The sequence below is a fragment of the Tardiphaga sp. 768_D3_N2_1 genome (genome assembly GCF_052076105.1).
Classification (GTDB): domain Bacteria; phylum Pseudomonadota; class Alphaproteobacteria; order Rhizobiales; family Xanthobacteraceae; genus Tardiphaga.
Window position 1 is genome coordinate 256,650 of record NZ_CP197245.1, and the last position, 25,696, is coordinate 282,345.

Annotated in this window: 22 protein-coding genes and 1 riboswitch; of the genes, 4 read left to right on the top strand and 18 right to left on the bottom strand. The window is 61.6% G+C overall.

Annotated features, from left to right (window positions below; translation table 11 throughout):
• Nucleotides 1–63: 63 nt before the first annotated feature.
• From AB8A27_RS01260 to AB8A27_RS01280, 5 genes are all read right to left on the bottom strand, one after another.
• Complete coding sequence (locus tag AB8A27_RS01260; RefSeq protein ID WP_441240334.1) at nt 64–1,056, bottom strand: TorF family putative porin; 993 nt, start codon at nt 1,054–1,056, stop codon at nt 64–66.
• A 464-nt stretch (nt 1,057–1,520) separates the two neighbouring features.
• Nucleotides 1,521–2,111 (bottom strand): hypothetical protein, encoded by a 591-nt coding sequence (locus AB8A27_RS01265; protein ID WP_441240335.1) that lies wholly within the window; start codon nt 2,109–2,111, stop codon nt 1,521–1,523.
• 84 nt (nt 2,112–2,195) lie between these two features.
• The gene (glcF, locus tag AB8A27_RS01270) at nt 2,196–3,509 is read right to left on the bottom strand and encodes a glycolate oxidase subunit GlcF (RefSeq protein ID WP_441240336.1); all 1,314 of its coding nucleotides are present in this window, start codon (nt 3,507–3,509) and stop codon (nt 2,196–2,198) included.
• A gap of 12 nt (nt 3,510–3,521) precedes the next feature.
• Nucleotides 3,522–4,760, bottom strand: a complete 1,239-nt coding sequence (locus AB8A27_RS01275) for an FAD-binding protein (protein ID WP_441240337.1) — start codon at nt 4,758–4,760, stop codon at nt 3,522–3,524.
• A gap of 12 nt (nt 4,761–4,772) precedes the next feature.
• Nucleotides 4,773–6,266 carry an FAD-linked oxidase C-terminal domain-containing protein gene (locus AB8A27_RS01280; protein ID WP_068733583.1) on the bottom strand — a complete coding sequence of 498 codons (1,494 nt, stop codon included), beginning with the start codon at nt 6,264–6,266 and terminating at the stop codon, nt 4,773–4,775.
• Here AB8A27_RS01280 and AB8A27_RS01285 point away from each other — a divergent pair.
• Nucleotides 6,256–6,471 carry a hypothetical protein gene (locus AB8A27_RS01285; protein ID WP_441240338.1) on the top strand — a complete coding sequence of 72 codons (216 nt, stop codon included), beginning with the start codon at nt 6,256–6,258 and terminating at the stop codon, nt 6,469–6,471. The two genes, AB8A27_RS01280 and AB8A27_RS01285, sit on opposite strands and share 11 nt — an antisense overlap.
• The gene (gene cycA, locus AB8A27_RS01290; RefSeq protein WP_092139145.1) at nt 6,468–6,863 is read left to right on the top strand and encodes a cytochrome c-550 CycA; all 396 of its coding nucleotides are present in this window, start codon (nt 6,468–6,470) and stop codon (nt 6,861–6,863) included. The genes AB8A27_RS01285 and cycA overlap by 4 nt, the downstream gene beginning before the upstream one ends.
• Before the next feature lie 68 nt (nt 6,864–6,931).
• Here cycA and AB8A27_RS01295 read toward each other — a convergent pair whose 3' ends face one another.
• The 5 genes from AB8A27_RS01295 to AB8A27_RS01315 all read right to left on the bottom strand — a co-directional run bounded on the left by AB8A27_RS01295 (nt 6,932) and on the right by AB8A27_RS01315 (nt 13,232).
• Entirely contained in the window at nt 6,932–7,606 is a 675-nt protein-coding gene (locus AB8A27_RS01295) for a TetR/AcrR family transcriptional regulator (RefSeq protein WP_092139147.1), read from the bottom strand.
• A gap of 173 nt (nt 7,607–7,779) precedes the next feature.
• Entirely contained in the window at nt 7,780–8,097 is a 318-nt protein-coding gene (locus tag AB8A27_RS01300) for an AzlD family protein (protein WP_441240339.1), read from the bottom strand.
• On the bottom strand, nt 8,094–8,843 hold the full coding sequence (locus AB8A27_RS01305; protein WP_441240340.1) for an AzlC family ABC transporter permease: 750 nt from the start codon (nt 8,841–8,843) through the stop codon (nt 8,094–8,096). The genes AB8A27_RS01300 and AB8A27_RS01305 overlap by 4 nt, the downstream gene beginning before the upstream one ends.
• A gap of 153 nt (nt 8,844–8,996) precedes the next feature.
• Complete coding sequence (locus AB8A27_RS01310; protein WP_441240341.1) at nt 8,997–10,121, bottom strand: ribonucleotide-diphosphate reductase subunit beta; 1,125 nt, start codon at nt 10,119–10,121, stop codon at nt 8,997–8,999.
• A gap of 150 nt (nt 10,122–10,271) precedes the next feature.
• Nucleotides 10,272–13,232, bottom strand: coding sequence for a ribonucleoside-diphosphate reductase subunit alpha (locus tag AB8A27_RS01315; RefSeq protein ID WP_441240342.1), 2,961 nt, complete (start codon nt 13,230–13,232; stop codon nt 10,272–10,274).
• Nucleotides 13,233–13,351: 119 nt separating this feature from the next.
• Nucleotides 13,352–13,568, bottom strand: a riboswitch (cobalamin riboswitch).
• A 189-nt stretch (nt 13,569–13,757) separates the two neighbouring features.
• Between AB8A27_RS01315 and AB8A27_RS01320 the strand changes: the two genes are divergently transcribed.
• Nucleotides 13,758–13,943 carry a hypothetical protein gene (locus AB8A27_RS01320; protein WP_441240343.1) on the top strand — a complete coding sequence of 62 codons (186 nt, stop codon included), beginning with the start codon at nt 13,758–13,760 and terminating at the stop codon, nt 13,941–13,943.
• Nucleotides 13,944–13,949: 6 nt separating this feature from the next.
• Here the strand turns inward: AB8A27_RS01320 and AB8A27_RS01325 are convergent, their stop codons facing one another.
• Nucleotides 13,950–14,909, bottom strand: coding sequence for a GlxA family transcriptional regulator (locus AB8A27_RS01325; RefSeq protein WP_441240344.1), 960 nt, complete (start codon nt 14,907–14,909; stop codon nt 13,950–13,952).
• Nucleotides 14,910–15,081: 172 nt separating this feature from the next.
• Between AB8A27_RS01325 and AB8A27_RS01330 the strand changes: the two genes are divergently transcribed.
• Nucleotides 15,082–15,723 (top strand): HD domain-containing protein, encoded by a 642-nt coding sequence (locus AB8A27_RS01330; RefSeq protein WP_441240345.1) that lies wholly within the window; start codon nt 15,082–15,084, stop codon nt 15,721–15,723.
• Here the strand turns inward: AB8A27_RS01330 and AB8A27_RS01335 are convergent.
• From AB8A27_RS01335 to AB8A27_RS01365, 7 genes are all read right to left on the bottom strand, one after another.
• Nucleotides 15,695–16,891, bottom strand: a complete 1,197-nt coding sequence (locus AB8A27_RS01335; RefSeq protein ID WP_441240346.1) for a glycosyltransferase family 87 protein — start codon at nt 16,889–16,891, stop codon at nt 15,695–15,697. The two genes, AB8A27_RS01330 and AB8A27_RS01335, sit on opposite strands and share 29 nt — an antisense overlap.
• A 165-nt stretch (nt 16,892–17,056) precedes the next feature.
• On the bottom strand, nt 17,057–18,973 hold the full coding sequence (ftsH, locus tag AB8A27_RS01340; protein ID WP_441240347.1) for an ATP-dependent zinc metalloprotease FtsH: 1,917 nt from the start codon (nt 18,971–18,973) through the stop codon (nt 17,057–17,059).
• 233 nt (nt 18,974–19,206) lie between these two features.
• On the bottom strand, nt 19,207–20,238 hold the full coding sequence (gene tilS, locus AB8A27_RS01345; RefSeq protein WP_441240348.1) for a tRNA lysidine(34) synthetase TilS: 1,032 nt from the start codon (nt 20,236–20,238) through the stop codon (nt 19,207–19,209).
• Nucleotides 20,239–20,336: 98 nt separating this feature from the next.
• A complete protein-coding gene (gene ybgF / locus AB8A27_RS01350) occupies nt 20,337–21,353 on the bottom strand; it encodes a tol-pal system protein YbgF (protein WP_441240349.1) in 1,017 nt (338 codons plus the stop codon).
• A 177-nt stretch (nt 21,354–21,530) separates the two neighbouring features.
• On the bottom strand, nt 21,531–22,025 hold the full coding sequence (pal, locus tag AB8A27_RS01355) for a peptidoglycan-associated lipoprotein Pal (RefSeq protein WP_092139169.1): 495 nt from the start codon (nt 22,023–22,025) through the stop codon (nt 21,531–21,533).
• Nucleotides 22,026–22,295: 270 nt separating this feature from the next.
• On the bottom strand, nt 22,296–23,036 hold the full coding sequence (locus tag AB8A27_RS01360; RefSeq protein WP_441244795.1) for an N-acyl amino acid synthase FeeM domain-containing protein: 741 nt from the start codon (nt 23,034–23,036) through the stop codon (nt 22,296–22,298).
• A gap of 164 nt (nt 23,037–23,200) precedes the next feature.
• Nucleotides 23,201–25,528, bottom strand: a complete 2,328-nt coding sequence (locus tag AB8A27_RS01365) for an EAL domain-containing protein (RefSeq protein WP_115034021.1) — start codon at nt 25,526–25,528, stop codon at nt 23,201–23,203.
• Nucleotides 25,529–25,696 lie beyond the last annotated feature (168 nt).

The window sequence follows — 25,696 nt, forward strand, 5'->3', positions numbered from 1 at the left end:
TCTATCCCAAAAGAAAAGGGCGGCAGATTACTCTGCCGCCCCTTTGATCTCAGTCGAAGTCGATTACTTCAGGTTCGACATCGCGGTCAGGTCAGCCGACAGCTTGACGATGCCGGTCGCGCCGCACCAGCTGGAGCCAGCGCCGCCCGGATTGATCGCGGTGACGTTGTTGGTGCCCGAAGCCGTGAAGTCCGAGGTGAAGGCGTTGCAATCACCCTTGGACAGGTTGGTGTCCGAGTAGCGCAGGTCCAGCGTGAAGACCTTGTAGGTGAAGCCAATGCCGATGTTCCAGGTGTTGTAGTCGGCATACTTGATGCCGTTCGGGAACTGAGCGGTGCCGTAGAAGGCATCCGAGGTGCCCAGCCACTGACGACCGAACTCACCCGAGACGTAGGAGCCGATACCGGTCGAACCGAACCAGGTCGACGGTGCGATCACCTTACCGGTGATCGAAGCGTAGGTGCCATCAGCGCCGGTGTTCAGGAAGTTCGGCGAGTAGAACGCGTTACCGCCGAGCGAGAAGTAGTCGTTGAAGGTGTAGTTCACCTTCGCATAACCCTCGTAGAAGCTGACGTCCTTCTTCATGACGTTGAAGGCAGGACCAGCGACGTTCGAACCGGCCGGGCACACGCCGCCGCCGCCAACGACGGAGTCGATGCACTGGCCACCCGGATAACCATAGTACCAGAAGCCGAAGTCAAACGCAGCAGCGCCCCAGGTCGGCCGGATACCGAAGTAACCGTCGAGTTCCATGGAAGCGCGGTTGGTGAAGGAGATGCTCTCACCGGCAACACCGACGTAAAGCTGGACGTCCTTGGTGATGTTGTAGCGCGGCTCGAAGTAAGCGGCGACCGAGCCCTTCTGGCCGTTGGACTGGGTGATACCGCGGAAGACGTAGTTGCTCATGATCGCACTGCCGAATGCGATATCCCAAGGATCGTAGGCAGCCACAACCGGGGGCGCCTTCTTGTACATCTTCGCGCCCAGATCAGCTGCGGAAGCCGAGCTCATCCCCATGGCGAGCACCGCAGCAGAGGCGACAACAATCTTCTTCATGACATTCCCCATCACTTTTGAAACCAGAGGCAGTTCCGTGTCCGAAAGACGGCGAGACCGCGAAATTCATCGACTGAACGCAACTTTGAGGCGCAAAGCCGGAGCGGTGAAGGAAAAAAAACGAGCAAGTGCCGCCTAAATAGGCGTTCTGACGTTTCCGTGAGAGGTTGTGGCGGGGTGTTGCAAAAGCACAACGTTTTTGGAGAGATTCCAGTCCAAAATTACCGCGACAAGGAATTCTCGGTGGCCGGGAATTGTGGAATGCGATCCGACAGGAGGTCGATCGCCCCTTTGGAGCGCTCTAAACAGGGTCATTCGAATCGCCTGCACATTTGACACCCCCGCCATCGATTGAGACGCGCCGTTCGCGGATGGACCTTCACCAAGCAAAAACCGCAGCGGCGAGCGCTGCGGTTTTCCGGAGATTATTCGTGCGTCAGAAACGCGGACTGAATCCGGTTCGACTATCTGTTTTCGTCGTGATCGGGCGACGTATCGCCAGGAGATTCGATCGCCGTCGTCTCGCCTGAAGAATGCCCTTCGACCGGTGACGGATCGGGCTCCGGCGTCGCCCAGCTCGGTGTCTCGGCGACTGGCGGTTCGACCGGCTTCGGCTTGGGGACACGCGGCTTGCGCGGCGGCTTCGGCGGCATGGCAACCGGCGCGGAGGCTTCGACCACGGCCGGCGCGGGCGCCGTGCTTGTCAGGAGCGTCGCAGGAATCTTCACGGCCTTCTTGGCCGCTTTCTTCGGTGCTGCTTTCTTTGCAGCCTTTTTCGGCGCGGCCTTCTTCACCGCTTTTTTGGCGGGAGCTTTCTTCGGCGCCTTCTTCGCGGCTTTCTTGACGGTCTTCTTGGTGGCTTTCTTGGCCGCCTTCTTCACCGTCTTCTTGGCTGATTTCTTCGCAGCCTTCTTGGCCGCTTTCTTCACAGCCTTCTTCGCGGATTTCTTGACCGACTTCTTGGAGGACTTCTTCGCGGGCTTTGCCGCCGTCAAAAGCTTCTTCTGCTTTTTCTTGTCCTTCTTGTCTTTCTTCGATTTCTTGCCTTTAGCCATCGTGGTCCTCCTGTTGGCGCCGATCCAAAAGGGACCAGCGTTTCAAGTCTTCCGCGCCAGCGCGGGGCCGTTATCACAATTAGATCAGTTCAATCCTGGCCTGGGACCGCCTGTCGCCCAATCGAGTAGCTCAATCGTATGTACGACCGGGACTGACGTCCCTCCGGCGATCTGAACCATGCAGCCGATGTTGCCGGCAGCGATGATATCCGGCTTGACCATCGCGATGTTGGCGACCTTTCGATCGCGCAACCTATTCGCAATATCAGGCTGGAGAATGTTGTACGTCCCCGCCGAACCGCAACACAAATGGCTCTCTGGGATATCTTTCACCACGAATCCATTCTTGGAAAGCAATTCTTTGGGAGCCTGTGTGATTTTCTGCCCATGCTGCAGCGAACACGCCGAGTGATAGGCGACGACGAGGTCGCTTTGTTTGTCGGGCTTCGGCAGATCCATGGCGCTGACATACTCACTGATATCCTTCGCCAGCGCGGAGACCTTCGCGGCCGGCGCGGCAAACTCCGGATCCTCGCGCAGCATGTAGCCATAGTCCTTGATGACGGTTCCACAGCCGGACGCCGTGACCAGGATGGCATCGAGACCGCCGCGGTCTGCCTCCCCGAGCCAGACGCCGATATTGGCCTTGGCCCGCGCCAGCGCATCCCCGTCGCGGCCGAGATGATGGGTCAGCGCACCGCAGCACTGTTCGTCCCGGACCAGCACGACCTCGACGCCGTGTCGGGTCAAAAGGCTGATGGCGGCCTGATTGATCCGCGGCGCCAGCACCTGCTGGGCACAGCCCTGCAGCAATGCGACCCGGCCCCGGCGAGCGCCGATAGCGGGAAAAACGCTGCCACCAGACGGGCCGGCAGCAGGGAGCTGTGCCGGCGCCATGGTCAGCATCGCCCTCACGCGGCTGAGCAGGTTCGGGTTGGATTGCTTCTTCGTCGAGGGCAGCAGCGCCGCCAGCGGTCGCACCAGCCGGGCCATCGTCATGCTCAGGCGAAACAGACCGGGGCGTGGCAGCACCCAGGCCAGCGTGTCACGCAACAACCGCTCGGAGAGCGGCCTTGTGTAGTCCTTCTCGATCTTGACCCGCGCCTGATCGACCAGATGCATGTAGTTCACGCCGGACGGGCAGGTTGTCATGCAGGCCAGACACGACAGGCAGCGATCGACATGCTTGACCACCTCCTGGGTTGGCTTCTGGTCCTTTTCCAGCATCTCCTTGATCAGATAGATGCGGCCGCGCGGACTATCGAGTTCGTCGCCGAGCAGCACATAGGTCGGACAGGTCGCCGTGCAGAAGCCGCAATGCACGCATTTGCGCAGGATCTTGTCGGCCTCGGCAATATCCGGATCAGCCAGCTGGGTCGGGGTGAATTCGGTCTTCATGTCGCAAGTCTTTCAAGTACCAAGTCCACGCGACATCCGGCCGCGATTGAGAATGTTCTTTGGATCAAAACTGTTGCGCACCCGCTCGCCGAGGGCAGCGATGCCCTGAGGCTGCGGGTGAAACACATCGATGGCGCGGCGCACATCTTCCGGCGCGCGGATCAGCGTCGCATGGCCACCGGCTGCATTGACCAGCTTGCGGAGTTGCGCTGCCTGCGCATCGGCCGATGGCGGGAGTGCCGCCCAGATCAAGCCGCCGCCCCAGTCATAGATGACCTCGCCTTGCGAGCCCTTGGCGATGGCCTGGCCAAGTGCACCACCGGATGCCGGCGGCGTCACGATGCGCCACACCGGCCACATCGCACGCGGACCGCTGGCCGCAAACGGCGTCACGTCACGGACAGCCGCCCACAGTACCGCGGATGCAGCGTCTTCAAGTATCTCGGCCACGCCGAATGACTTCAGCGTCGTACTCAGTGACACCGCGCGCTGCGACGCGGACGCGGTGATGCCTTCAAGGCGGATCAGCGTGACCGACTGGTCGGGCGACGCGATCTCGCCAAGCGTCCCCTGCGTGGTGCGCAAGGCCGAGCCCGGCAGATGCGCGGCACCCGAGACATCGAAGGGCGATCCCAGCGCCGCGGTCATCGCCTTGTTGGCTGCAATGTCATCGAGCCCGTGTAGTACCAGCGTGCGCTCGCTCTCTGCCCGCGGCATTACTTTCAGCGTGACTTCGGTCATCACGGACAGCGTGCCCCACGCGCCGGCGAGCAGCTTACAAACATCGTAGCCGGTGACATTCTTCACCACGCGGCCACCGGCCTTGTAGCTGTCGCCGAAGCCCGACACCGCATGCACGCCGAGCAGATGATCGCGCGCGCCGCCGGCCTGAATGCGCCGTGGCCCGGCAAGGCCTGCGGAGATCATGCCCCCGATGGTGCCGATGTCAGGCGTGCCCAGAAGCTGCGACGTGTTCATCGGCTCAAAGGAGAACTGCTGGTTCTTGGAATCGATCAGCGACAGCACGTCGGCCATCGGCGCGCCAGCCTGTACGGTGAGGATCAATTCGTTCGGCTCATAGGACGTCACGGCATTCAGCGCCGACAGATCGAGCACCGCATTGGTCGCAACGGGCTGGCCGACCATGCGCTTGCTGCCATGACCGATGATCTCCAGCGGCTGCTCGCTGGCGATTGCCGCACGCACCGCCTGTTCGACGTCCTGAGCGTCTCGTACTTTCAAAATATCCACGGAAGCGTCCAACTAAAATCGCGGCAAATCAGGGAAAGCGAGCTTGCCGCCATGCACGTGCACACGGCCGAGTTCGGCACAGCGGTGCAATGTCGGAAACACCTTGCCGGGATTGAGCAGACCTTGCGCGTCGAACGCGCATTTGATGCGTTGCTGCTGATTGAGATCGACCTCACTGAACATCTCCGGCATCAGGTCGCGCTTCTCGATGCCGACGCCGTGCTCGCCGGTCAGCACGCCGCCGACCTCGACGCACAGCCTCAGAATATCTGCGCCGAAATCCTCCGCGAGCTGCAGCTCGCCGGGCTTGTTGGCATCGTACAGGATCAACGGATGCAGATTGCCGTCGCCCGCATGAAACACATTGGCGACGCCGAGGCCATATTTGGCAGACATCTCCTTCATGCGGCGCAGTACCAGAGGCAAGGCCGCGCGCGGAATCGTGCCGTCCATGCAAAGATAATCCGGCGAGATACGACCCACGGCAGGGAAAGCCGCCTTGCGGCCGGACCAGAACAGCAGGCGTTCCTGTTCGGAGGTCGAGATCTGGCAGGTGGTCGAGCCGCAGCCCAGTGCGATCTTCTCGACGCGCTTGATGAGTTCGTCGACCTCGACGCCCGGACCATCGAGTTCGATGATCAGCAGTGCCTCGACATCGAGCGGATAGCCTGCATGAACGAAGGCTTCCGCGGCATGGATCGCCGGCTTGTCCATCATCTCCATGCCACCGGGAATGATGCCGGCGCTGATGACATCGGCAACGCATTGGCCGGCGTGCTCGACCTCGGCAAAGCCGATCATCAGCGCACGCGCCGTCTCCGGCTTCTGCAGGATACGCACGGTGATTTCGGTGATGACACCCAGCAGACCTTCGGAGCCGGTAATGATCCCCATCAGATCGTAGCCCGATGTCTCCGCGGTCTTGCCGCCAACGCGAATGACTTCGCCCGACATCAGCACGATCTCGCAGCCGAGCAGGTTGTTGGTGGTCATGCCGTATTTGAGACTGTGCACGCCGCCGGAATTCTCCGCGACATTACCGCCGATCGAACAGGCGATCTGCGATGACGGATCCGGCGCGTAGTAGAAGCCCGCATGCGCCACCGCCTGGCTGATGGCGAGATTGGTGACGCCGGGCTCGACGACCACGGCGCGGTTGTCGAAATCGATCTCGCGCACGCGCTTGAACTTGCCGAGACCAAGCAGCACTGCGTCGGCCAGCGGGAGCGCGCCACCGGATAGTGACGTGCCCGAACCGCGCGGCACCACCTTGATGCCGTTCTCGTGACAATATTTGAGAACTTTGGAGACCTGCTCGGTCGTATCAGGCAACACGACGACCATCGGCGGCTGGCGATAGGCCATCAGCCCGTCCGACTCATAGGGCAGCATTTCCGCTGCACTGGAAATCACGCCCTCGCCCGGAACCAGCTTTCGCAATGCAGCGATAATGGCTTCGCGCCTTGCGAGGACAGCCTGATCCGCCGCAGGCATCATGATGGTCATTGAACGCGCACTCCCGAAGATCGCAGCGATCACTCGGCTGCTTTGCAATGAATCAACCACGTCCGGGCGGCTTTGGGTAGCTTACCAAAGCATGACTCGCCGCATGTTGCCGGAACGCGCGGCGACCGTCATCGCACTTGTGGACTATTCGGAGCGTGTGCAACAAACTAAGCTGGAAAGCCACAACAAGAAGAGCCATCCATGAAGTCTGTCACTTTCGGCGCCCTGATCGTCCTCGCCGCCTCGACCGCCTCCTCCTTCGCACTTGCACAGGACGTCGCCGCCGGGAAATCCTCCTTCAACAAGTGCCTTGCCTGCCACGCCGTCGGCGAAAACGCCAAGAACAAGGTCGGTCCGGAACTCAACGGGTTGAACGGCCGCAAATCCGGCACCGCCGAGAGCTATTCCTATTCGGACGCCAACAAGAATTCCGGCATCACCTGGGATGAAGCGACGTTCAAGGAATACATCAAGGATCCGAAGGCCAAGATCCCGGGAACCAAGATGGCCTTTGCCGGCATCAAGAAGGAATCCGAGGTGAACGACCTCTGGGCCTTCCTCGCGCAGTTCGACAAGGACGGCAAAATCAAGCCGTAAGCGCTGAAGCTTTTTGTTCTGGCGCGTTTTCTAGACGCGAAGCGGCACCCGCTTCGCTTGAAAACGCGCTAGGCGCCGGCCGCCATCTTGGTCGGCAGCACAGCCTGCACCACGAGGCCGCGGGCGCGGGCATCCATGACGCCCACAGCCCGCAAGGCCAGTAGCGTGACAGTCTGCACCGCGTCACGCAGCTTGGCCTGATCTTCGAGATTGTCGGGCGCCATCGGCCCGACCAGCGCTTCATGCAGCGCGCCCAGCAAGGCGGCGGCTGCGAGCGCTGTGTCCTGCGCCGGCAAATGACCCGCGCGAATGGCGGCCGCAATACGGGATTCGATCTCGCCGGCGATCTCGCGGCGGCTGGCCAGTCGCGACTCCGTCACATCGACCTCGACCGGCTCGGCCAGGATGCCCCATGACAATTTACGGTGTGACACGACATGCACGGCAACCGTGGTGACCGCGGCGGCGAGCGCCGATGAAGGTCCCGGCGCAGCATCCGCCGCACGGCGGATCGCCGCGAGTTCGTCACGCGACACGTCAGCGATGAGTTCGGAAATCAGGTCCGCCTTAGACGGAAAATACCGGTAGACCGTGCCCGCCGCGACATTGGCGCGAACCGCAACCGGCGCGATCTGAACGGCCGCCATGCCACCTTCGGCGCATGTTTCGCGTGCTGCCGCCAGAATGGCGCTGCGCCGCGCTGCAAGCCGCTTCACAACTTGATGGGTCCGTCGGTAAACCATGAGCGTTCTCGTCCCCGGCACCCCTTGGCCAACCTGACGGCTGTCACAAATAAGGTGCGTAACTTCAAGGTTTTGAGCGAACTCCGAGGTGCTCGCGATAAGAACTGAACACTAGTTCAGACTCGTTGACAAGGTGTTTTGCGCATGGCGGGATTCAACTTTTCGGGTAGACCCTAGCCGCCAAATCCGAGCGCGCGGGCGGCGGCCGCCACGGCCATGCCGGTGACGACGGCAATGAAGTCGTTGCGGCGGATGATGGTGACTACCATCGCGGCCAGAATGGCGAATACCACCACCGGCCCGCCGTTGACGGCCACAGGCAGCGCGGCAGCGACGATGATCGAGCCCGGCAACGCGTCGAGCATCCGCCGCACCCGCGGTGTCACATTGACGTAACCCATGAGCCAGTAGCCACCGAGGCGCGAGGCCACTGTGATCGCTGTCATGACAGCAAAGGCGATCATGACATCGCTGCGCAAAAATTCCGTCATGCGGGTACATCCGTCGGACGTTGCGGCTCGGGCTCATCCATCAGCCCGGCGCTCACCGCACCGGACAGCGCTCCGGCGATGATGAACCACCAGCCCGGCACCAACCAATGCACCACCAGGGCCACGACGCCCGAGACGACCCACGGGATAGCGCGGCGCGGGCCCTTCCATGCAGGAACCAGCATGGCGGCATAGAAGGCCGGCATCACCAGATCGACGCCGTATTTTCTGGGATCGGTGAGTTGCTCGGCCAGCAGGAAGCCCGGGATCGCCGAAAACAGCCAGGTGAAATACAGCACGATGCCGCCGCCGAGATAGAACGACGCATCGGCGCCGCCATGATCGCGGTAGCGCATCGCTGCGAGCCAGCCGCCATCGGTGACCAGCAGCATGGACGGATAGGCCTGCCAGGCCGGCAGCGTGCCGAACCATGGCCGCAGCGTGGCACTCATCAGAAAGAAGCGGATGTTCACGGTGAGTGTGAGCAGCGCCAGCGTCGCGATCGCACCTGGCGTCAGCACGTCAGGCCATGATTGCAATGCAACAAATTGCGACAGCCCCCCATAGACCGTCGCCATCATCACTTCGACTTCGGCAAGCGTGAGGCTCTTCTGCGCACACAGCGCACCGAATGCCATGCCGAAAGCGAGCGTGCCGGGCAGCATCGGCCCGATGGCGATGATGCCGGGCACGATGGCGGCCGTCGACCAATAGGCCCGCGCTTTGGGAATATGAGTGGCGTGCATCGGCTGATCCGCGTGACGTCCCGCAAACATGATCGAAGGGCGAGATCATGCCTGCGGGTCTCACGCGATGAGGTCAAGCGATGCGGCCTCATATGCGCCATGCAGCGGCGGATATGCGACCAAAGGCCAAGGCCTTACTCAGCCATAGATGCCCTACTCCCAGTTCAGCGCGCCGCCGTTCTGATATTCGATCACGCGAGTCTCGAAGAAGTTCTTCTCCTTCTTCAGGTCCATGGCTTCCGACATCCACGGGAATGGATTGTCCGTCTCATTGAATACCGGCGCGAGACCGATCTGGGCGCAGCGGCGGTTGGCGATGAAGTGCATATAGGTTTCGCACAGCGCTGCATTCAGCCCGAGGAAGCCACGCGGCATGGTGTCCCGCCCATAGGCTGCCTCGAGCTCGGCGGCCGTGCGGATCATGTCGCGAATTTCCTCCTGGAACGCCTTGGTCCAGAGATGCGGGTTCTCGATCTTGATCTGATTGATGACGTCGATGCCGAAATTCAGATGAATCGATTCATCGCGCAGGATGTACTGATACTGTTCGGCGATGCCGACCATCTTGTTGCGGCGACCGAGCGACAGGATCTGTGCGAAGCCCGTATAGAACCACATGCCTTCGAAGATCACATAGAAGGCGACGAGATCGCGCATGAAGGCCTGATCGTTTTCCGGCGTCCCCGTTTTGAAATCGGGATCGTCGAGATGCTGGGTGTGTTTGAGCGCCCAGGCGGCCTTCTCGGTGATCGACGGCACCTCGCGATACATGTTGAACAGCTCGCCCTCGTCGAGACCGAGACTCTCGACGATGTACTGGAAGGTGTGGGTGTGCACCGCCTCCTCGAAAGCTTGCCGCAAGAGATACTGCCGGCATTCCGGATTGGTGAGGTGGCGGTAGATCGCCAGCACGATGTTGTTGGCGACGAGGCTCTCGGACGCCGCGAAGAAGCCGAGATTGCGCTTGATGGCGCGGCGCTCGTCCTCGGTGAGGCCGTCGCGCGACTTCCATAGCGCAATATCGGCCTGCATCGAGACTTCGGTGGGCATCCAGTGATTGTTGCAGCCGGCGAGATATTTCTCCCACGCCCATTTGTATTTCAGCGGCAGCAGCTGATTGACGTCGGCGCGGCAATTGATCATGCGCTTCTCGTCGACCGAGACGCGGCCGCCGGAGCGATCGATGGTGCCGAGGCCGGTGGCATCGGCAGGCGCCTGCGGCAACGGGATGAAGGTGGGCGCCTTGGGGGCGGATGAAGTGTCGGACCAATCGAGCATTGAGATTCCTAGATAGCTGTCGCGCGACGCGCGGAGAGAATGTTTCGCACCGTCATTGCGAGCGCAGCGAAGCAATCCAGAAAGCTACAAAGGAAGTCTGGATTGCTTCGTCGCTGCGCTCCTCGCAATGACGACGGTGCGAGGCGTGCCCTACTGGCACGCCTCGCATTCGGGATTATCGATCGAGCAGGCCATCGCGACGTTCAGTTCCGGCGCTGTGACGGCGGAGGACTGAACAAGGATCGGCGCGCCTGCCGTCTTCGCCGCAGCGACCGTTGCCGACACGGCATTGAGCTTGCCGTCGGTGCCCTTCAGCGTTGACTTCTCCACATGCGTGGCACTGCGCGAGCGCAGGTAGTAGGTCGTCTTCAATCCCAGCGTCCAGGCCAGGCGATACAACTGATCGAGCTTCTTCCCCGATGGATTGGCGATATAGAGATTGAGCGACTGCGCCTGATCGATCCATTTCTGCCGGCGCGAGGCCGCCTCGATCAGCCATGCACTGTCGATTTCAAACGAGGTCGCATACAGCGCCTTCAGATCATCAGGTACGCGATCGATCGATCCGACGCTGCCGTCGAAATATTTGAGGTCGGAGACCATCACCTCGTCCCACAGCCCCCTCTTCTTCAGATCGCGGACGAGGAACGCATTCACCACCGTGAAGTCGCCCGACATGTTCGATTTGACATAGAGGTTCTGATAGGCCGGCTCGATCGACTGCGCGACGCCGCAGATATTGGAGATCGTCGCCGTCGGCGCGATCGCCATCACGTTGGAATTGCGCATGCCGGTCGTCTTCACGCGATCGCGCAGGCCGTTCCAGTCGAGCGTCTGGGAGCGGTCCATCTCAACGCCACCGCGCGCCTCCGCAAGGATCTCGATGGAATCGATCGGCAGGATGCCGCGGCTCCACAGCGAACCGTCGAAGGACGGATAGCGGCCGCGCTCGGCGGCGAGATCGACCGAGGCCGAGATGGAATGGAAAGCAATCGCTTCCATGCTGGTATCGGCAAACGCCACCGCCGCGTCCGACGCCATGGCGATGCCCTGCACCTGCAGCGCATCCTGGAAGCCCATCAGGCCGAGACCGACCGGACGGTGCTTGAGGTTCGAGCGGCGCGCTTCCGGGATGGTGTAGAAATTGATGTCGATGACATTGTCGAGCATCCGCATCGCTGTGGTCACCGTGCGCTTGAGCTGCGCATGGTCGAGACCATTCTTGCCGATGTGATTGAGCAGGTTCACCGAGCCGAGATTGCAGACGGCGACTTCGTCGTCCGACGTGTTCAGCGTGATCTCGGTGCAGAGATTCGACGAGTGGATCACGCCGGCATGCTGCTGCGGCGAGCGCAGATTGCAGGGATCCTTGAAAGTGATCCAGGGATGACCGGTCTCGAACACCATGGTCAGCATGCGACGCCACAGGTCGGTGGCGCGCACGGTCTTGAACACGCGGATCTCGCCGCGCGCAGCCTTTGCTTCATAGGCTGCGTAACGCTCGGCGAACGGCTTGCCATAGAGGTCGTGCAGATCCGGCGTCTCGTCCGGCGAGAACAGCGTCCATTCGCCGTCCTGCTCGACGCGTTGCATGAACAGATCCGGCACCCAGTTGGCGGTGTTCATGTCATGGGTGCGGCGGCGGTCGTCGCCGGTGTTCTTGCGCAGATCGAGGAACTCCTCGATATCGATATGCCAGGTCTCGAGATAGGCGCAGACCGCGCCCTTGCGCTTGCCGCCCTGGTTGACCGCAATCGCCGTATCGTTGGCCACCTTCAGGAATGGCACCACGCCCTGGCTCTCGCCATTGGTGCCCTTGATGTGGGCGCCGAGGCCGCGCACGCGGGTCCAGTCATTGCCGAGACCGCCGGAATATTTCGCCAGCAGCGCATTGTCCTTCACCGACTTGAAGATGCCATCGAGATCGTCGGCCACCGTGGTGAGGAAGCACGACGAGAGCTGCGGCCGCTGCGTACCCGAATTGAACAAAGTCGGCGTCGAGGCCATGAAGTCGAACGACGACAGCAGATTGTAGAATTCGATGGCGCGGGCTTCGCGGTCGATCTCGCGCAGCGCAAGACCCATGGCAACGCGCATGAAGAAGGCCTGCGGCAGTTCGATGCGATTGCCCTGCACGTGCAGGAAGTAGCGATCATAGAGCGTCTGCAGGCCGAGGAACTGAAACTGCAGATCGCCTTCCGGCTTCAGCGCCGCCGCGATGCGCTTGAGATCGAAGCGCGCGAGCTCGGGATCGAGCAGTTCGGCTGCGATTCCGGTCTTGATATAGGCACCGAAATATTCGGCATAGCGCGTCGTCATGTCGGCCTGCGACGCATGGGTCGGGCTGCCGTGGACATAGGACAACACTTCGGTGCGCAGCTTGTCGAGCAGCAGGCGGGCACTGACGAAGGTGTAGTTTGGCTCCTGCTCCACCAGCGTACGGGCGGCCATGATGCCGGCCAGCGCCAGTTCATCCACCGTGATGCCGTCATAGAGATTGCGGCGGGTTTCCTCCAGCACCGGCGCGGCATCGACGCCGTCGAGCCCGGCGCAGGCCTCGTTGACGATCAGCGCAAGACGCGCCGAATCGAGCGGTGCACGGGTGCCGTCGGCGAGGGTGACATGCAGCACCGGGGCGGTGGAGACGAGCGCCGGCTTCGCTGCCAGTTCCTCGGCGCGGGTACGGGCGCGTTCCTCACGATACAGCACATAGGCGCGGGCGACCTTGTGGTGCTCGCTGCGCATCAGTGCCAGTTCGACCTGATCCTGCACGTCCTCGATATGGAAGGTGCGGCCTTCACCGACGCGGCGCGTCAGCGCAGCCACGACTTCGCCGGTGAGCTGCTCCACCGCCTCATGGACGCGGCGCGACGCCGCTGCCGTGTGGCCCTCGACCGCGAGAAACGCCTTGGTCATGGCCACAGAAATCTTGCTGCCGTCGAACGGCGACACCGTGCCGTTGCGGCGGATGATCTGCATCGAGGGTTCGCGCGCAGGCGCAACGAGCGTCTCCGGCGGGAGTTGAATGAGCGGTGCATGGACCGCATCGCGGGTGTTGGTAGAATTGGCCGCGCCGCGGCCTTGGGACAAAACGGAAGATGAAGTAGGCATCGGCAGGACCCCGTGTGATGCATCAAGCAATGGGGGCTGGGGCCGAAAGGACGCTGCAAAATACACGGCGGAGATCCGCCGGCATTGCCTGCAAGCGACCGCTGGGACACCCCGCCCATGGACGTTCTGGTGTCACGGCAGGTCTCCTGACTCGCAGATCCAACGCTTGTTTCGGTCTTCCCAGTGCCAGCGGCACCAGTGACGTGGTCGAAACAAACTCTCTGCTTACAGTTGCGGGGGCAGTGCCGGAATGTGACGCTCAAGAGCGTCTTTCACCGGCTTCCCTATTATCCACCAAGTCTTGCGACAGGGCAGACCATGACGTCTACATTTGGTGTGAACCGCGGCGAAGTGTCAAGCAAGCATTGCGATCCCCGACAACAAATCCGGCGCGGCTGTTGGTTCAGTGGACAACCGCTTGCGTGGCGGAAACTGCGGGATCGTTGGCGGTTTCTGAACGATGCGATTCGTTGTCCGCAAGCACTGTGAGGGGCAAAAGATGGCCATCAATCAATGGAGGATGACATGCGGAACCAGGCAACGAGCACTGAGAGAACCGACTTCAACGCGTTCGTGGAGGCAGTAGACGCGATGCAAGCGTTCGAGACGACGGAGCAGATCGCCCGCCGCCGCGTCGACGAGATGCTGAACGAGGCGCTGATGGACAGCTTTCCTGCGAGCGATCCGATCTCTTCGCTGCAACTCGCCTGAGCAGAATCAGACCGCGCGAAAGCTGACGCGATACTGGCTAGGCGTAAGGCCCAGCCGTCGCACGAAGACCTGACGCATATGTTCGGCGGTGGTGAAACCGGATTCATAAGCCACCACCTTCAGCGGCATATCGCTGCCTTCGAGCCGGTTACGCGCCGTGTCGATCCTTGCGCCTTCGACAAAATCCGCCGGAGTCATCTTTGTTTCCTGCTTGAATGTCCGCGCGAAGGTGCGCGCGCTCATGCCCGCCACATCGGCCAGTTCATCCACACTGTGGGCATCGCGCAGATGGGCCATCACATGGGCATGGCCTCGCGCGATCGGCGAGTCCGGCTCGGCCGGCGGCACCAGATAGGGACTGAACTGCGACTGGCCACCCTGGCGCTGCGCCACCACGACCAGACGCTTGGCCACGGCCAGCGCGACGTCCGCGCCATGATCCTCCTGGACCAGAGCAAGACCCAGATCGATGCCTGCGGTGACGCCGGCCGAGGTCACCAGCGCGCCGTCACGACTATAGATGCGATCGAACTCCACATGCGCTTTCGGAAAGCGCAGCGCCAATAGCGGCGCATTCTGCCAGTGCGTCGTCACCGTCTTGTCGTCGAGCAAGCCTGCGTGGCCGAGCGCGAATGCCCCGGTGCACACCGAGCCATACCGCCCCGCATGAAGCGCCGCATTGGCCAGCCACTCTGTGAGCTGCGGGTCGGCTTCAGCCGTCGGCAGCCCTGGCCCACCGGCCACCAGCACCAGATCCCAGGGCTTGTTCGCATCACTGAACGCCAGATCGGCGGATATCCGCAAACCGTTCGATGCGCGCAGCGGCGCACAGTCTGCTGCGACAAGCGTAATGTCATATCGATCATCCGGAGCGACAAAGCTATTGGCCTCCATGAACACATCGAGCGGACCGGCAACGTCCAGCGACTGGACACCCGGAAAAATCGCAAGAGCGACAGTCTTCATGGTGATGTTTCATTCCATCAATGGCGGAGGCCCAGAGTGCTACGGATTAGATAGTCACATTTCGGCAGGAAATCACGGGTGAATGGCAGTTTTGCAGGGCGCTGTGCGATTGCGAGGACACAGCCCCCGGACGACAACGGATGCGTCAGATCCACAACGGAAAGAGCATCCCATGAGCAAGATCATCGCCGGCATTAAAGTGCCTGACAGCGCCCTCGCCCGCCAGGTCGACCAACTGGTACGCGATACCGAGAGCGATCTTCTGTATCACCACTCCAATCGCGTTTTCCTGTTCGGCGCACTCGCCGGACAGCGCAAGGGTCTCAAGGTCGATCCGGAGTTACTTTATGTCGGCGCGATGTTTCACGACATGGGCCTGCAGGCGCCCTATGCGAGCCAGGATGAACGCTTCGAAGTCGATGGTGCGAATGCTGCGGCGGACTTTCTACGCAGTCACAGTATCGATGAGCGCGACATCGACGATGTCTGGGACGCCATCGCGCTTCACACGACACCGGGCATTCCCAAGCACAAGCGGCCGGTGGTAGCGCTCGTGACGGCTGGTGTCGAGATGGATGTATTGGGTCTTGAGTACGAGGCCTTCACCGAACATCAACGCCACGAAGTCTGCGCGTGCCATCCGCGTGGCCATGACTTCAAGAACGGGATCATCGATGCATTCGCCGCGGGGACGATCCACAAGCCGGATACGACCTTTGGCAACGTCAAAGCTGACGTGCTGGAGCTCCGCGACCCCACCTACAAGCGCGCGAATTTCTGCAGCATCATCCTGAATTCGGCGTGGAGCGAATAGAATCCCGCATACGCATGGCGATCAACGCTGCCACCAGCAGCGTTGCGCCAAAGCCCGTGGGAGCGCCGAGGAACGGATAGGCGATCAGCAGCACAGCAACGAGGCCGAGCACCGATAGTTCGTGACGGCGGAAGCCTTCGGCGAGACCGATCCGGGCGATGAAGCCGATGGCAATCGCAAGTACCATCACGTCGTACAGGAAAAGATATGGCGTCGTCAGCAAGGCGCCGACTGCCAGCGCAGCGGCTTTCAGCTCATAGCGCACACTGCTGCGCCACAGTGGCACGAGCACCGCGACGACTGCTGCGATCATGATCCACTGGAACGTCCAGGCCAGCGGTTCGCTGCCATCGAGATAGCGCACCAGTGCGAAGATGCTCTGCATCTTGCCCCATGGCGCGCGGCCTTCGGTGAGGAAAGCCTGCGAGAACATCGGCATCCAGTGAACGAAAGCCTGCCAGCTCTCGGTGCCGAAAGCGAGCCACGACACCGCCGCCAGTAGCACTGTGGTGATGCCGGCGCTGACGAAGGCTTTCCATTGGGAAGCCGCGATCAGCACGAGCGGAAACAGGAAGCCGTATTGCGGCTTGTAGCTGAGCAGGCCCAGACAGATGCCAGACAGGATCGGCCGTGTCGGCAGCAGCACCAGCATGCCGCCGATCAGCGCTGCCGTCAGAAACCCATTCTGCCCGACAAGACCGTTGGTCATCACCACCGGAAAAGCCGCAGCCAATAACAGGCCGAAGGGACGACCGACGATCGCACGCATCGCTGCCAGATACGGCACGAAGCTGACGGCAGCCCAGCCGGCAAAAGCTACGGCATAGGGCAGTTTCGCGAGCAGTGCCGCGATGAACAAAAACGGCGGCGGATAGTGCCAAGCGAAATTGCCGGGATAGGTCTGACCGAGGACGGCGATCTGGACCTTCTTCTGAATATCCCAGTCATAGGCCCAGGCCGGATGACCATCGAGCACCAATCGCCCGGCAGACCACACATTGACGAAATCGGTGGGCGAGCCGAGACCGTTTTCATAGATCCAGCCGCGGCCGTAGAAGGTCGGAAAGAAGGCGATGTTGAGCACGGCCAACACGACGCAGACAATCAGCAGCGCCGGCGGAACGGGGCCGCGCTCGGGTGTCGAAGTCATGGTGAGCGGCGCTGGCATAGAGTCCCCAATGCGCATCAAGGGCGCCGGGCGACAGTGCCGAGGGAAGTTTGAGGAAGGTTTAAGTGGGACGTCGTCCCCGGATCGCGCCTCGCTTCATCCGCGCTACAGCCAACAAAAAACGCGGCCTTTCGGCCGCGTTTTGCATGTTTCTGTGTCAGGCCTTTACGCCTGAGGCTGAGGCTCCAGGCCACCATCCGGACGCGACCGGGGCTTACCTGCCGGAGGGACCGCCGAGGTGCGCGGGCCCGATGGCTCAAGCACCGACTCGCGGTTCGGCTTCTTGCCATTCAGAAGGTCCGCGATCTCGTCACCCGACAGGGTTTCGAATTCGAGCAGACCCTTCGAGAGCGTTTCGAGGTCGTCACGCTTCTCGGTGAGAATGCGCGTAGCTTCGTTGTAGCCTTCCTCGACCAGGCGCTTCACCTCGGAGTCGATCTTCTGCGCGGTGGATTCCGAGACGTTCTGCTGGCGATTGACCTGCATGCCGAGGAACACCTCGTCGTTGTTCTCGCCATAGGAGACCGTGCCGAGTTCTTCCGAGAGGCCCCAGCGCGTCACCATCATGCGGGCCAGGCGCGTGGCCTGCTCGATGTCGGAGGACGCACCGGAGGTGACCTTGTTGCGGCCGAAGATAAGCTCTTCAGCAACACGGCCGCCCATCATGATGGCGAGGCGCGAGGTCATCTGCTCCAGCGACATCGACATCTTGTCGCGTTCCGGCAGCTGCATGACCATGCCCAGCGCACGGCCGCGCGGAATGATCGTCGCCTTGTGGATCGGGTCGGTGGCGGGGACGTTGAGGCCAACGATGGCGTGACCGCCTTCGTGATAGGCCGTCAGCATCTTCTCTTCCTCGGACATCACCAGCGACTTGCGCTCGGCGCCCATCATCACCTTGTCCTTGGCCTCTTCGAACTCGCTCTGCGTGACCATGCGCTTGTTGCGGCGCGCGGCGGTCAGTGCGGCTTCGTTGACGAGGTTCATCAGGTCGGCACCGGAGAAACCGGGCGTACCGCGGGCGATAGTCTTGAGGTTGATATCCGGCGCCAGCGGCACCTTGCGGACATGGACCTTGAGGATCTGTTCGCGGCCGACGACGTCCGGATTCGGCACCACGACCTGACGGTCGAAGCGACCCGGACGCAGCAGCGCGGGATCCAGCACGTCCGGACGGTTGGTGGCAGCGATCAGGATTACGCCTTCATTGGCCTCGAAGCCGTCCATCTCGACCAGCAACTGGTTGAGGGTCTGTTCGCGTTCGTCATTGCCGCCGCCGAGACCGGCGCCGCGATGACGACCGACCGCGTCGATTTCGTCGATGAAGATGATGCAGGGCGCGTTCTTCTTGGCCTGCTCGAACATGTCGCGCACGCGGCTGGCGCCGACGCCGACGAACATTTCGACAAAGTCCGAACCCGAAATGGTGAAGAACGGCACATTGGCTTCACCCGCGACCGCACGTGCGATCAGCGTCTTACCGGTGCCGGGAGGGCCGACCAGCAGCACGCCGCGCGGAATGCGTCCGCCCAGGCGCTGAAACTTGCCGGGGTCGCGCAGGAATTCGACGATCTCCTGCAGGTCCTGCTTGGCTTCGTCCACGCCAGCAACGTCTTCAAACGTGACACGGCCATGCGCTTCCGTGAGCATCTTGGCGCGCGACTTGCCGAAGCCCATCGCCTTGCCGGCCCCGCCCTGCATCTGGCGCGACAGGAAGATCCACACGCCGATCAGCGCGATGAAGGGCAACCATGACACGAGCAGCGACACGAACCACGGCACGTTATCGCCCGGGGCCTTCGCGGTGATCGAGACCTTGGCGTCATACAGACGCTTGATCAGGGTCGGATCGCTCGGCGCATAGGTCTGGAAGGTCGAGCCGTTGGTGAAGGTGCCGTGAATCTCAGGCCCCTGGATCACGACATCGCGGACGTGATTTTGATCAACTTCGGTGAGGAGCTGCGAGAACGAGATGTCCTGAGACGCAGTGCGCTGACCAGGATTCTGGAAAAGCGTGAACAGCGCCAGCAGCAGCAAAACGATAATGACCCAGAGGGCGAAATTGCGCAGGTTCGCGTTCATCGATCTTCCTTCGTCGCCGCGCGAAATCGCGGCCTTATTCCCTTGTGAGTCGCCACAAGGGTTCACCCTGGGTCGGTCGAGTACAATCTAGGTGCGACCGGGGGCGCTGCCAAGGGAACTTGGATGGACTATTTAACGCATCTACGCGCATTTCCGGTTCAAATAATGGCGGTGTTTACTGGGTTTTCCCACGGTGGTTAAGGTACCGTGGGCTGGCAGGCGCGTCTTTGCACTCAATCAACGCGGTGACGCCTCGGCGGCGCTGGAACGATTCTCAGACGGTCGTGAGTCAGCGTGATCATGGCACCGGCGAGCGTCTGCTTCAGCAGAATACCTTTTCCGCCCGATCGCGCGGCCTGAACCATGGCGAATACGAGCGTTTCGACCTTGCCGAGCTCGGCAGGCCCTTCGTGCCCGACCTGATCAATCATCCGCAGCAACAACCGGACGCGAATTTCCTCCGCCAGCCCCGCAAATGCTCCCGCATCGATGGCTTCGGGCAGCTTACCCGGGCTGTGCAGCGCCAGAAAACGCTCTGCCCCGTCGACCATCAGTTCCAGCGCGACATCGGCACGCCGGAGCCGCGTCGCCAACCGGGCGAGGTTGCGCGAATCGAAGCCCTCGGACGCCAGCGCCGGCATCAGAGCCCGCAACCGCGGACGGGTGTAGCTCGGATCGGAGTTACTCGGATCGGTCGCGAAGTCGATTTTCGCTTTGGTCAGCGTAGCAACAAGTTGCACTTTCGCGATGTGCAAAAAGGGACGTGCGAGCTGGATGCCGTCACGCTCGGTCAGCCGTGCCATGCCGGTGAGGCCGGCGATGCCGCTGCCGCGCGCCATCCGCATCAGCAAGGTCTCGGCTTGATCGTCGCGGGTGTGCGCCGTGAGCACGTAGGACGCACCGGCACTCCGCGCGGCCTTGGCCAGCAGCAGATAGCGCGCATCGCGGGCCGCGGCAGGCAGTCCGGTTTTCGGCTTGGCGCCAGTCCAGCGAAGAGTGCGGTGAGGAATATCGAGAGATGCCGCGAGCCGCTTCACGTCGCGGGCCTCGCGGGCCGCTTCGGGCCGCAAGCCATGGTCGATGGTCACGGCAATGAGGTCCGGGCCGCGTTTGAGCGCACGCCGCCAGCGCGCGGCGAGCCACATCAGGGCGACGGAATCAGGACCGCCGGACACGGCAAGGACCAATGCTGGCGCGGACGCCCAGTCAGCGAATAGCTGTTTCGCCATCTGGGCCGAAATCGGCGACTGGTCGTCGTCGGACATGCGCGTCAGAACCGGTTGCGACCCGGCTCATTGTCCGGGTCGATCTGCCAGGGCGTGATCAGATCCGAAAACCGGGCACCGCTTCTCGGGATCACGCCTTAGCACTTAACGCGTTTTTGCTCGCGGTCCACGCCCTGTTTCACGCCCGCCGAGGCACGGGGATATTTCCGTGTCACTTCACCGAAGGCGGCACAGGCCGCTTCCTTTTCCTTCAGCGCAGCCAACGACTGGCCGAGGCGCAACAAGGCATCGGGTGCCTTTGCGGAAGTGTCATATTTCGTGGTCACGCCCAAAAATATCTCGGCGGCATCGCGATATTTCTGGCGCTGGAAGAAGCTCTCGCCGAGCCAATACTGCGAATCCGCAATCATTGGATCGCCGGGATATTTCTGGGCGAAGTTGCGCATGGTCTCTTCGGCCAGCGCGTAGTCACGACGCTGCATATAGCCGATGCCGAGATCGAACTCGTCCTTCGGGGTCGCCCCCGGCGGCAAGGTCGTCAGCGCTGGCGCCGCTCCACCCGAGGCGGCATTGCCCAGCGGGAGCGGCTCGCCGGCCGCACGGCCGCCCTGTGCGCCCACTGGCGCATTGGCCGGCATCGGCTGCTGGCCGCCGCCGAGTGCACGCGGCGCGCCAGGCGCGTTCGGGTTCGCATTGGGATCGAACGCATCGTTGCGGCGACCACCGCGCGGTGCCGGCGCGGGATCTTGCGCAATGGGCGCAGGCGCCGCGATCTGCGGCTGTTGCTGATTGTAACCGGGCTGAACCGCAGGCGCCTGCTGCACCGGAGCCGCAGCGACATTGGGCCGGCCTCCTGCGCCTGCTGGGGCGCCGCCGGCCTGCAACTGCCGGAGCTGATCCTCAAGCTGCCGATTGCGGAACTGCAGTTCTTCATTCTGGCCGGTCAGCTGGCGCAGCTGGTTCTGCAGCCGCTCGATCTGCAGGCCCTGATCGGCATCGTCGTCGCCCGACTGCTGCTGGCCGTAACCCTGCTGACGCGGAGCCGGTTGACCGAACAACTGCGCGGATACGGGCGATGCCGTCACGAGCAGGACGGACAATAACGCTGCGCCAGTGAGCGAACGAGATCTGAGCGAATGAGATCTGGATGACATTTGAGCCTGAAAATGACCGGTTTCGCGCCCCATCGGCGCGCATCACGATGAGGATTTCACTACGCCAAAAATGTGACTTTCGACAGCGACAAAGGCGCCTGCCCCAAACAAAAACGGCGCCTGCCCCAGGGGCAGACGCCATTTTTTGATAGCAGCGTATTTGATAGCAGCGCCCGCTTACGCGCCGGCGTTCAGCACCGTGACCGCACGGCGGTTCTGCGACCAGCAGGAGATGTCGTTACAGACGGCGACCGGGCGTTCCTTGCCGTAGGAGATGGTCCGCATACGGCTCGGATCGATGCCGCGCGAGGCCAGGAAGGTCCGAACCGACTGGGCACGGCGGGCGCCGAGGGCAATGTTGTATTCGCGGGTACCGCGTTCGTCCGCATGACCTTCAATGGTGAAAGAGTAGCGGTTGTACTGCTGCAGCCACTGCGCCTGCTTGTCCAGGGTCGCGATCGCCTGCGGCGACAGTTCGGTCTGGTCACTCTCGAAGAACACGCGATCGCCGACATTGACGACGAAGTCCTGCTGGCTGCCCGGCGTCGCGGCATTGGCCATCGCGCCATCACCACCCAAACCGTTCTTGTTGGCGCAGGCGCCCATCGACAGCGCCACGGCCAGCACTGCAGCCAGTTTTAATCCCTGGAGGATACGCATCTGATGCTTCATTCCCGGAGCCTCCACGCTCACGCTTTACCCAACTGTCATTCGGTCTACAGGGCGTTGGTTAAGCGAACGTTCCGTCAACCTTGATAAGGTGTTGCCAAAACTGATCAAAAGCCACAGGCCGCGAAAAAGCAACAACGTGGTTAATGGTTGGCAAATGTGGCGCGACGGTGAAGCTTCCGAGAAAGCAGCTGGTTTTAGGCAGAATCCCGCTGCGGGACTGCTGGGATAGTCAGCAATGACCGGCGACGGGGCCGTCGCCAGCCCTCACCCTCAGGTGCGGGGCAATATCGCAGTCTGGGCGATATGGAACTCGGATGAATGAAGATCCGGCGCCAGAGGTTCGCTCTTGCGCTCGAACAAGGCCCGCTGTTCGAAAAGACTGGAGCGGAAATGTGGGTAGCGCATGAAAATACGTTCGCGCACCACGGCGTAGTCGGCCGCCATCAGGCATAGCGGCTTGGTCAGCGTCGGATAGGGCCGCGGCTCGCACATCGGCGTCTGCAGGAAAACCTTGCGATAGAACGCACGATGCTCGGCGCGCACGGTCGCTGTCCCGATATCGGCTTTGAAATAGCCGCAGGCGACATAGCCCAGACGAACCGTCATATAGGGCAGTTCAGGAAACCTGGTGCGGTTGTTCGGGTCGGCCACGAAGCGGTTCGGGTCGACGATGACCTTGCCTTTGTCCAGCTCGGGACGGAGCAGGTCACCGAATGCATCAACGGCGGGCGTTTCCGGATTGTCCGGCGTAGCTACGCTGACCCGCAGCGAGCTGGCGAGTTCGCCATCGACAAATATCCCGAAAGTCCATGAATTCGGCAAATCGTCAAAACGGTCGGCGAGACGGCGATCCGCGCGAGGCTCGATGGCCCCTTCATGGAGATAGGCTCTATAGCGCAGGCTATAGATCGCCTCTTTCTCAGCTTCGGTTTCGGCAAGACGGTAGTCAACCCGGTCAAGAATATCGTTGCTGCGCTTCGAAACTTCAGTCGCTTGATCGGCCGAAGCCATCATTCCGTCTCCTACGCACCAACGCCATGACTACGCGAGTAGGGAAACGTTAAAGCTTTCTTAAAAGTTGTCAAAGGTTCTGCCACAAAGTGGTTAACCCTTTTGGCCTATTCGGCGCGCGAAACGAATGGAAATGGAAATTCGAGAGTGTGGCCCGCGGCTGGTCAGGCCGGCGTGCGCGTGGCCTCGACCGTGATGTCGGGCTCGGTCACGCGGCGTCCGTGGGACGCGTCCAGGAGCTGCCTGATCCGGGTCGCAGGCACCGGCCGGCTGAACAGATAGCCTTGCGCCTCGCTGATCGTGCCGTCGGCGCTGATCAGTTCGAGTTGCTCGTTGGTCTCGATGCCTTCGACGACGACCGTCATTCCCAGATCGGCACTGAGGCGCGCCACGCCGCGCAGCAGCGTCAATGGACGGTCCGTATCGATCCCTTCGAGGAATGAGCGATCGATCTTCACCTTCTGCAGCGGGAAATTGTGCAGATAGCTCAGGCTTGAATAGCCGGTACCGAAATCGTCGAGCGAAATCCGGCAACCTGCGGCATGAAGCTGCGCGAGGGCATCGTGGGTCCACTGCGTGTTACGCAGCAGCGACGATTCCGTGATTTCGATTTCGAGACGACGCGCCGGCAAGCCTGACACATCGAGGGCGTAGCGTACCTCGCTCAACACGTCGCGCTGATGAAACTGCTGTGACGAGAAGTTGACGGCGACGCTGACCGCGTCCGGCCACTTCATGCATTCGATACAGGCCTTGCGCAAAATCCAGCGGCCAAGATCGACGATCAGGCCCATATCTTCCGCGACGGGAATGATATCGACCGGCGACACAGTGCCGCGGACAGGATGATTCCAGCGCAGCAGCGCTTCGCAGGTCGAGATTCGCCCCGACTTCAGATTGACCAGAGGCTGGTAATAAATCTCGAATTCTTCATTGGCGAGCGCCTGGCGCAGATCCAGTTCGAGAACGCGGCGCGCCTCGACCGTCTGGGCCATCTCGTCGCGGAAGAAGCAGAAGGTGCCACGGCCCGAGGCCTTGGCACGGTACAGCGCCATGTCGGCGTTCTTCAAAAGGTGGTCGGCGCTGACATCGGGTTCCGTCAAAGCGATGCCGACGCTGGCGCCGATCTCCACCTGATGATTGTCGACCTCGTAGCGCTCACTGAGCCGCTCGACGATACGACGCGCCAGATCCGCTGCATCATGATTTGTCTTGATGGCACGCTGGAAAACGACAAATTCGTCACCGCCAAAACGAGCCACGAAGTCATCCGCGCGCAACATTTCGCGCAGCCGGTCGGCGACCATGCACAACAGCTGATCGCCGCATGGATGACCCAGCGTATCGTTGACCTGCTTGAACTGATCGAGATCGACGAACAGCAGGGCCGACAGCGTCGATTGATCCGAGCTCTTCAGCATGCGGCCGATTTCGTTTCGGAAACTGACCCGGTTCGGCAGCCCGGTCAATTCGTCGAAACGCGCCATATGGCTGATACGCGCTTCGGAATTACGGCGCTCGGTAATGTCTTCAAGCAGAACGACCGTGCCGCCGCCGATCATCGGCTGAAATTTCCACGACAACGCGCGTTCCCGCTCGTGGGCATGGTCAAGGGTCGTGATTTCGGCGGCCTTCGAGCTTTCAATCTCGGTGATGATGGTCATCGCGCTGGCCGACGACACTGTCCCCGCATTGACGCAGAGCGAAACGACTTCCCGAGCGGTCACGCCGCGCTGCACGAGATCCTCTGGAATTTCCATCATCGCGGTGAAACGATTGTTGAGCACCGCCAACCGACCGTCAGCGCCGAACATGCACAGGCCGTTGGGCATGTTGTTCAGTGCCGTATCGAACTGGCCGGCGATGGAGCCGACCCGCTCGGTGGCGAGCAGAGCCTTGACGTAGACGTCATGCAGACGAAGCGTGATCCGGCGCAGGCCGACAAAGAACAGGACGTTCAGAAACGCAAAGCCGATATAGTAGAAGTCACCGTGGATAATCAGTGCCAGCGCCATGGGACCGCAGGCCAGCAGCACCTGCAACTGCGCGATCTTCGGACGGCCATAGGTTCGGCCGGCGCCGGCCGCGATATAAGCGACGGTCACTGCCGTACCCAGCATATGCGCGACCGGATCATCGCTGCCGAGCAGAACGACCCAGCACCACAGGCCCAACGCGGCTGCATAGAGCGAGCCGCCAACCATGTAATTGAATTCCCAGCGGATCGCCTCGTCAGGCGTCAGCGCGGTCTCGCGCTTTTCATAGCGGCTCAGCTGAAGAGCCCGCAGAGCGCCAATGACGATGATCAGGGCGGCGCATGGCCACAGCAAGGGATTGCCGGTCTTCACCGCAGTCATAACTGCGCCTGTTCCGGCGCAGACCGCACCGGCCAGCATCGGAATCGGATTCTCGAACAATGAATCGACGAGAGCCGTATAGATCGACGGCGACATCGATTTGCTGTTCGTCCGGTTGTAATCGGCGAGCTGCATCGGGCGTAAATGCGTCCTGTTCAGGCGCACATTGGTACCGGGTCCTGATGAAGTCTTTCTGAGGGAACATTGTTAGCGAACTGTTTACGCGTTCGCATAAACAGCAAATCTACTCGTGATTTCAGCGCGGTGGGCAAAGTTTGCCGGGAATAGCTCGTAATCCGCCCA

Bases quoted from the DNA above. Each gene is read 5' to 3' on its own strand.
- AB8A27_RS01260 (WP_441240334.1), bottom strand. From the start codon at position 1,056: ATGAAGAAGATTGTTGTCGCCTCTGCTGCGGTGCTCGCCATGGGGATG.
- AB8A27_RS01265 (WP_441240335.1), bottom strand. From the start codon at position 2,111: ATGGCTAAAGGCAAGAAATCGAAGAAAGACAAGAAGGACAAGAAAAAG.
- glcF (WP_441240336.1), bottom strand. From the start codon at position 3,509: ATGAAGACCGAATTCACCCCGACCCAGCTGGCTGATCCGGATATTGCC.
- AB8A27_RS01285 (WP_441240338.1), top strand. From the start codon at position 6,256: ATGATGGTCATTGAACGCGCACTCCCGAAGATCGCAGCGATCACTCGG.
- AB8A27_RS01280 (WP_068733583.1), bottom strand. From the start codon at position 6,266: ATGACCATCATGATGCCTGCGGCGGATCAGGCTGTCCTCGCAAGGCGC.
- cycA (WP_092139145.1), top strand. From the start codon at position 6,468: ATGAAGTCTGTCACTTTCGGCGCCCTGATCGTCCTCGCCGCCTCGACC.
- AB8A27_RS01295 (WP_092139147.1), bottom strand. From the start codon at position 7,606: ATGGTTTACCGACGGACCCATCAAGTTGTGAAGCGGCTTGCAGCGCGG.
- AB8A27_RS01300 (WP_441240339.1), bottom strand. From the start codon at position 8,097: ATGACGGAATTTTTGCGCAGCGATGTCATGATCGCCTTTGCTGTCATG.
- AB8A27_RS01305 (WP_441240340.1), bottom strand. From the start codon at position 8,843: ATGCACGCCACTCATATTCCCAAAGCGCGGGCCTATTGGTCGACGGCC.
- AB8A27_RS01310 (WP_441240341.1), bottom strand. From the start codon at position 10,121: ATGCTCGATTGGTCCGACACTTCATCCGCCCCCAAGGCGCCCACCTTC.
- AB8A27_RS01315 (WP_441240342.1), bottom strand. From the start codon at position 13,232: ATGCCTACTTCATCTTCCGTTTTGTCCCAAGGCCGCGGCGCGGCCAAT.
- AB8A27_RS01320 (WP_441240343.1), top strand. From the start codon at position 13,758: ATGCGGAACCAGGCAACGAGCACTGAGAGAACCGACTTCAACGCGTTC.
- AB8A27_RS01325 (WP_441240344.1), bottom strand. From the start codon at position 14,909: ATGAAGACTGTCGCTCTTGCGATTTTTCCGGGTGTCCAGTCGCTGGAC.
- AB8A27_RS01330 (WP_441240345.1), top strand. From the start codon at position 15,082: ATGAGCAAGATCATCGCCGGCATTAAAGTGCCTGACAGCGCCCTCGCC.
- AB8A27_RS01335 (WP_441240346.1), bottom strand. From the start codon at position 16,891: ATGCCAGCGCCGCTCACCATGACTTCGACACCCGAGCGCGGCCCCGTT.
- ftsH (WP_441240347.1), bottom strand. From the start codon at position 18,973: ATGAACGCGAACCTGCGCAATTTCGCCCTCTGGGTCATTATCGTTTTG.
- tilS (WP_441240348.1), bottom strand. From the start codon at position 20,238: ATGTCCGACGACGACCAGTCGCCGATTTCGGCCCAGATGGCGAAACAG.
- ybgF (WP_441240349.1), bottom strand. From the start codon at position 21,353: ATGTCATCCAGATCTCATTCGCTCAGATCTCGTTCGCTCACTGGCGCA.
- pal (WP_092139169.1), bottom strand. From the start codon at position 22,025: ATGAAGCATCAGATGCGTATCCTCCAGGGATTAAAACTGGCTGCAGTG.
- AB8A27_RS01360 (WP_441244795.1), bottom strand. From the start codon at position 23,036: ATGGCTTCGGCCGATCAAGCGACTGAAGTTTCGAAGCGCAGCAACGAT.
- AB8A27_RS01365 (WP_115034021.1), bottom strand. From the start codon at position 25,528: ATGCAGCTCGCCGATTACAACCGGACGAACAGCAAATCGATGTCGCCG.